Origin of the sequence: Streptosporangium sp. NPDC023615 (genome assembly GCF_040640155.1) — a bacterium.
Lineage (GTDB): Bacteria > Actinomycetota > Actinomycetes > Streptosporangiales > Streptosporangiaceae > Streptosporangium.
Genome location: NZ_JBFABE010000085.1, coordinates 21,220 through 27,443, shown reverse-complemented (window position 1 = coordinate 27,443; position 6,224 = coordinate 21,220). Strand labels below are relative to the sequence as shown.

Genomic DNA, 6,224 nt, shown 5'->3' with positions numbered 1-6,224 from the left:
CTCACGATCCCCCTCTCCTCGGTCCAGTCGCCGGCGCGGGCTCACGGGGAGTCCCTGAGGGGAGTGGTCGGGGCAGGGACAGGGTTTCCGGTGGGAGCAGGGGCGGGCTGGGGTGGCCTGAGGTGGGTTCCGGAATGGAGAGAGTTCGTTGATCAAACTGTCCGTCGTCGTTCCGGTGCGGGACGCGGAGCTCTACATCGGTGACGCGCTGATTTCCCTGGTGAGGAACGCGCGCCGGGATTTCGAGTTCGTCGTGGTGGACGACGGGTCGGTGGACGCGACCGGGCAGATCATCGAGGACTTCCGCGCCGATCTGCCCGGTCTGACGGTGCTGCACAACGAGGCGCCGGTGGGGCTGGCCGACGCGCGCAACCTCGGGCTCTCCCTCGCCTCGGGCCGCTACGTGACGTTCATGGACGGTGACGACTGGCTGGCCCCGGGGTATCTGGACGACCTGGTGGCGGCGATCGAGCGGCTCGGCTGCGACTTCGTCCGGGTCGACCACGTGCAGGTGGAGGGGCGCAGGCGGGTGATCCACCGGGCGCCGCTCGCCACCCGGGAGGCGGTGCTCAAACCGCGCGACCACATCCTGCCCGCCCGCTCGAAGACCATGGTCGACTACCCCTACGCCTGGGCGGGGATCTACCGCCGGGACCTGGGCGACCTGCTGACCTTCCCCGGCCACCTGCACACCGCCGAGGACAGGCCGTGGATCTGGCGGCTGCACCGGCAGGCGGGCTCGTTCGCGGTGGTCTCGCTGGCCGGGGTGTTCTACCGGCGGCTGGTCGCGGGCTCGCTGACCCAGACCGGCGACGCCCGCCAGCTTCACTTCTTCGACGCCTTCGACACGGTCTTCGCCGAGACCGAGGAGGAGTTCATGCCCAAGGCGGTGCGCACCTTCCGCGCGCTGCTCGCCCACCACCTGGAACTGGGCGAACGGTTCTCCCCCGAGCTGCGCGCCCGCTTCACCGAGCGCGGCGCCGCGACCCTGCGGCGCCTGCCGGCCGGGCTGCTCGCCGAGACCCGCCTGGACCCGGAGCGCGACGAGATCCTGAACAGGCTCCTGGAGGGCCGATGACACAGCTCTTCTACGCCTCGACCCTGTTCGGCGCGATGACGTTGGCGGCGGCGATCGACGACGGCCGCTTCGGTCCCCGCGACGGCCGCCGGATCCTGCTGGTCTCCAACAACGCGGCGATCCCGGAGATCACCCCCGCGCTGGACGAGGCCCCGGCCTTCGCCGCGCTGCGCCCGCGTTTCGACGAGATCCACTCGTGGAACGAGATCGTGGCCCCGCTGCACCCCTCGGACTGGAAGGCGCGCGTCGTCGAGGTGCCGATGCTGAGCCGCCTGCTCGCCTCGCACCTGTCCCTGGACGGCGGCGTGTCCGAGCTGGTGGTGGAGTCCGTCGCGGTCCCCCCCTCCAGGACCCTGGCCGGGCTGGTCAGGGACTGTCCCGTGTCGGTCTACTCCGACGGCCTGATGAGCTACGGCCCGACCCGCGACCCGTTGCCGCTGGAGATCGCCGGGCGGATCACCCGCCTGCTCCACCTCGATCTCGTCCCGGACCTGAGCCCGCTGCTGCTGTCGGAGTACGGGGTGCCCGCCGAGATCGTCCCGGACCGGGCCTTCCTCGACGTGATCGGCGCGCCGACCGGCGGCGCCCCCTCGGGCCGGGCCATGATCCTCGGTCAGTACCTCTCCGCCCTCGACATCCTCACCCCCGAGGAGGAGGAAGGGCTCCACGCCGACATGCTGCGCGCCCTCCTCGCCCGGGGGTTCCGCGACGTGCTGTTCAAGCCCCACCCGGCCGCCGGGCGGCGGCACGCCCTGCGGTTGCGCGAGACCGCCGCCGAGCTGGGCGTCGAGCTGGAGGTGGTCGCGCAGACCGTTCCCGCCGAGTCGTGCTTCGCCGGGTCCCGCCCCGGGCTCGTGGTCGGCTGCTTCTCCACCGCCCTGATCACCGCCGGGCGGTACTTCGGGCTCCCCGTGGCGACGATGGGCGGCGACCTGGTCCTGGAGAGGCTCATCCCGTACGAGAACAGCAACCGGGTCCCGGTGACGATCACCGACGCGCTGCTGCCGCGCCTGTCGGCGGACGGGTCGCTGGAGGACCCGCCCGCGGTGGACCTCCCGGCGCTGGTGGGCGCGGTCGGCCACTGCATGCAGAGCGAGGCGTACCCGGGGCTGCGCGGGACGGCCGCCTCCTACCTGCGGGCGTACGGCCCGGACCGTTACTTCAAGAACCGGCGGCTGGCCGCCCTGGACCTGCTGCCCGTCTCCTCCCCCGCCCCCCGGGAGCGGTCCGCCCTGGGCAGGCTCAGAGGCCGCCTGACGAGGGCGTTCCCGTCGTCCTGAGCGCGGGCGCGGGACCTGTTCGGCCCTCTCCGGCGTACGGGGCGGGTCAGCCGGGGTCGCCCGGTCCCGGCACCACGTACGGGAACCGGTCGCCGCGCGTGTCCGCGGACCCCGCGGGGGACAGCCCGGTGCTCGTCGCCGCGTTCAGCACCAGGGAGAACATGACCTCGGCGGCGTTGTCGGCGAGGGTGCGGCCGTTGTGCTCGGCGAACCCGAAGGCCGCCGGGGTGCCCGTCCGGTAGGGCAGCAGGTCGGGGAGCAGGCGGTGGGCCACCGACCTGCCGTAGGCGACCGGGTCGCCCGGGACGCCGTTCGCGGCGGCGACCCCGGCCACGAGACGCGCGATGTGCTCGCTCTCGGCGCCCATCTCGTCGGCGGGGTGGACCAGGTTCGCGGCGCCGGCCCGCTCGCCGTCGTCGGGCCGGAAGATCGGCCACATCATCGGGCGCCCCTCCCGGTTCACCTGCCGCCAGCCGCCCGCGTCGGTGGCGAGCTTCGTGGTGACCCAGACGCCGACGCGCCGGTCGGAGCCCAGGCGCGGGTCCCGGTCGTGGATCTCCAGCACGATCGAGTGGACGGTCGAGCCGGAGAAGCTGTTCTTCGCCGCGCCCGGCTCCCAGCCCGGTGTCTCGACCGGGGCGCCGTTCCTGACGGCCGCGTTGACGGCGCGGACCTGCGCCAGATCGACGTAGAACGGGTCGAGGGCCCGGCCGGCCCACAGCCGCAGGCCGTCCCAGCCGGAGATGATCTCACCGGTCGTGCCCTCGGCGAGGAGGTCGCCCGGCGCCGTGTCGTTGCGGGCGGCGTGACCGGTCAGGACGCGCAGGGTGACGCCCTGCTCACCGGAGGGGGCGGGTTCGCCGAACGCCACCCGGTAGGTGAGGTCCTCCGTCACCGCGCCGTCGATGTGGATCTTGAACTCGTAGCGCGCCTCCGGGTGGAACCCCGGTCGCGCGCCCGGTCCCGCCAGGGAGCTGTTCACGTTCAGGACGAGAACGGTCCCGCTCTCACCACGGAAGACGTAGTGGTCGGTGATGTCGAGGCGGCCGTCCTGCCGGGCCTGCTCGGAGTCGAGGTGGTGCGACATGGGACCGTCCTTGGGTTCTTCCGATATCTCCCGAGGGGACCCTCACCGCTTTCGCCGTGGACGACACGACCGGACGTTCAAGGTTGGATCAAGTTCCGGGCCGGGGCGGGCGGTGCGGGACCCGGCGGGACCCTCCGGTGCTCGCCGGTGCTCGCCGGTGCTCGCCGGTGCTCGCCGGTGCCGGTCAGGGCTCACCGGAGCGCGCGGAGATAGCGGCGCATCCTGCGCTTGGCGCGGTAGCCGGCGCGCAGCACGTTCGGCGGGACCTCCACGCGCATCCGGGCTCGGCGGCGGGCGGCGGCGTACTCGGGGCCGTCCAGCAGGGAGCGGGCCGGGACGAGCCGCCCGGAGCGGGCCTGGCCGACCAGGGAGACCAGGCGGGAGGTCCAGTCGTCGGCGGCGCGGGGGTGGAAGTAGTTGGCCTCGCACCAGGCGGCGTCCGGGACCAGGAAACGCCCGTCGGCCAGGTCGTCGAGGGTGCCGAGCAGCCCGCTGTCCTCGAAGACGAGATTGATCATCTCGGCGCTCACGCCGAAGTCGGAGAGCACCAGCAGCGGCACCTCGCGGGCGACGGCCTCCAGCGCGGCGGTCGAGCTGACCGTGACGAACCCGGCGGCGTGGGTCAGGTGCTCGTGCATGGGACCTGTGGCGAAGCGCACGGCGTCGTCCCGTACCCGGCCCTGCTCGGCCAGCGACCGCCACAGGCTCATGTAGTGGTGGCGCTCGTTGTGGGTCTGGCGCTCGGTGTCCAGGGCGCGGAGCTTGACGACGACGTCGAGGTCGGGGCGGCGACCGGCCAGATCGGCCAGGGCCAGCAGGACGTCCTCACGCTCCTCCCGGCGCCGGGGGACCTTGGCCTGGGTGGCGAACACCACCCGGTCGCGCGGGCCGGCCGCGGAGGGCCCCCCGGTCCCGGTCGCCGTCGCGGTGCCGTGCAGGAACGGCAGCCGGGCCAGCCCCACCTGGCCGCCCCCGCCCAGGGCGCGGCCGATCGCCGAGAACTCCTCGACCTCCCGCCCGCTGTGCAGCACGAACAGCTCGCACCCGCTGCGGAACAGCCACGCCTTCTCGGTGGCGGGGACGGAGATGCCCGGCAGCCCCGACGCGAACACCGGCCGGGGCCGCAGCCCGGCCAGGACCTCGGCGACCAGCACGTCCACCACGGGGCCGGTGCACGCCACCAGCACCACGTCGGGCCCGAACCGCTCGGCGGCCCTGCGCAGGGCGCGGGCCGTGAGCACGGGCGGCTCGGCCGCCGAACCCGCGACGGCGGCCTCGATCTGCGCCGGGGACGGCACGATCGGGGTACGGATCACCGCCAGCTCCGTCGTGCAGCTCGAGGGCAACTCCCGCAGCAGGCAGGCCGCCCACTTCAGATAGGAATCGGAGTCGGCCACGGCCAGGACCTTCAACGGGAACCTCCAGCCGGGGGGCGCCCCCCGGTGTCGTACGTGGACAGGAAAAGCGGCACGGCACGCGCCCGCGGGCGGATGATCCCCGGGGTCCCGCCCGCGGGGATCGCGGGTTCACGGGGTCACGGGGTCACGGGGTCACGGGGTCATCGCGTCACGGCCGGGCGGGTCCCGGGGTCGGACCGGCGGGTCATGATCCGGCGACCCCGGTGTCGTGATGGGCGAACATCGACAGGTGGGAGCGGAGCGAGGGCGCCGCCTGGGCCGTCCACCACTCGTCGGGCACGTCCACCGTCCGCACGGTCACGCCCCGCGCCGAGAGCAGGATCCGCAGCGAGGTGACCGCGGTCGACGGCAGGCTCAGCACCCGCTGCTCGGCGCCCAGGCCGCGCAGCGTCAGCTCGGCGGGGATGCCGCCGTCGTAGACGGTGATCCCGCGCTGCTCGGCGACCCGGGCGAGGTCGTGCGGGTCCTCGCGGCGGTGCGGGAAGTAGGCCACCGGCCCGTCCGCGCCCAGTCCGGCCAGCCAGGTGAAGTAGTGCTCCCGGTGGATCAGGCCGTTGCGGACCAGCGAGGTGCCCAGGACCACGGTCCGCTCCTCCGGACGGGGCCTGCGCAGCGGCTGCGAGCGCAACCAGGCGAAGTCGTGGGTGACCAGGTCGATCCCCCTGGCCCGTACGGCCCTGGCCAGGTCCGGGGCGACGGGCAGCGCGGTGAAGATCGAGAGCCGGCCGGAACGGGCGGCGGCGCGCAGCCGCAGTCCCGCCGCCGCGCCCAGGACGGTCCTGAGCCGCCCGGCGCCGCCGCGTGCCCGCAGCAGGGGCGTCCCGAGCCCGCCGGTGATCAGCTCCAGGAGCCTGATCGTGGCCAGGCCGTCGTCGACGATCACGACCCGGCCGGGCGCGGCGGTGAGCCAGCGGAACTGGACCTTGCCGGAGAAGGCGTCGCCCAGCGCCCAGGTACGCCCCCTGGGCGGCCGGGGCATGTCCTGCCGGGCCTCGGCGAGCTCGAGCCCCTCGGGCAGCCGCAGACGCCTCAGCTCGCGTCCCGTGACGGCCAGGGGGCGCAGGCCCGCCCTGGGCACGAGGTGACCGCGCGCGCCGAGCAGCCCGGCATGGTGGGCCTCCACGGCGCAGAGCATCTGCAGCGGGGACTCCACCCAGGCCACGGCCGAACCCTGCTCCCGCGCGTGGTCTCGGCCGTCCTCCACGCCGGGCGATGACCCGTTCACGACCGCCACACCGTAACCCGGCGGCCTTACCGGCCCGGGAACTGCGGGTGAACAGCGAACCACGCGCACCCATTCGTGATCTTGCGTGGCTTTGCCGCGGAAGAGGGAGCCGTTCCGTACACTTCCCGTATTCGAA

General features: G+C 73.9%; 5 protein-coding genes. 2 read left to right on the top strand and 3 right to left on the bottom strand.

The features are described from left to right. The first annotated feature begins 148 nt into the window (after positions 1-148). Entirely contained in the window at positions 149-1,078 is a 930-nt protein-coding gene (locus AB0G16_RS34950; RefSeq protein WP_362814735.1) for a glycosyltransferase family 2 protein, read from the top strand. After that, the gene (locus AB0G16_RS34945) at positions 1,075-2,358 is read left to right on the top strand and encodes a polysialyltransferase family glycosyltransferase (RefSeq protein ID WP_362814733.1); all 1,284 of its coding nucleotides are present in this window, start codon (positions 1,075-1,077) and stop codon (positions 2,356-2,358) included. The genes AB0G16_RS34950 and AB0G16_RS34945 overlap by 4 nt, the downstream gene beginning before the upstream one ends. A gap of 46 nt (positions 2,359-2,404) precedes the next feature. Here AB0G16_RS34945 and AB0G16_RS34940 read toward each other — a convergent pair whose 3' ends face one another. From AB0G16_RS34940 to AB0G16_RS34930, 3 genes are all read right to left on the bottom strand, one after another. Next, a complete protein-coding gene (locus tag AB0G16_RS34940; RefSeq protein WP_362814731.1) occupies positions 2,405-3,445 on the bottom strand; it encodes a DUF4331 family protein in 1,041 nt (346 codons plus the stop codon). A 191-nt stretch (positions 3,446-3,636) separates the two neighbouring features. Beyond that, complete coding sequence (locus tag AB0G16_RS34935) at positions 3,637-4,842, bottom strand: DUF6716 putative glycosyltransferase (RefSeq protein ID WP_362814729.1); 1,206 nt, start codon at positions 4,840-4,842, stop codon at positions 3,637-3,639. Between the two features lie 205 nt (positions 4,843-5,047). Beyond that, a complete protein-coding gene (locus tag AB0G16_RS34930) occupies positions 5,048-6,088 on the bottom strand; it encodes a hypothetical protein (protein ID WP_362814727.1) in 1,041 nt (346 codons plus the stop codon). Between the last annotated feature and the right edge of the window lie 136 nt (positions 6,089-6,224).

Bases quoted from the DNA above. Each gene is read 5' to 3' on its own strand.
- AB0G16_RS34945 (WP_362814733.1), top strand. From the start codon at position 1,075: ATGACACAGCTCTTCTACGCCTCGACCCTGTTCGGCGCGATGACGTTG.
- AB0G16_RS34940 (WP_362814731.1), bottom strand. From the start codon at position 3,445: ATGTCGCACCACCTCGACTCCGAGCAGGCCCGGCAGGACGGCCGCCTC.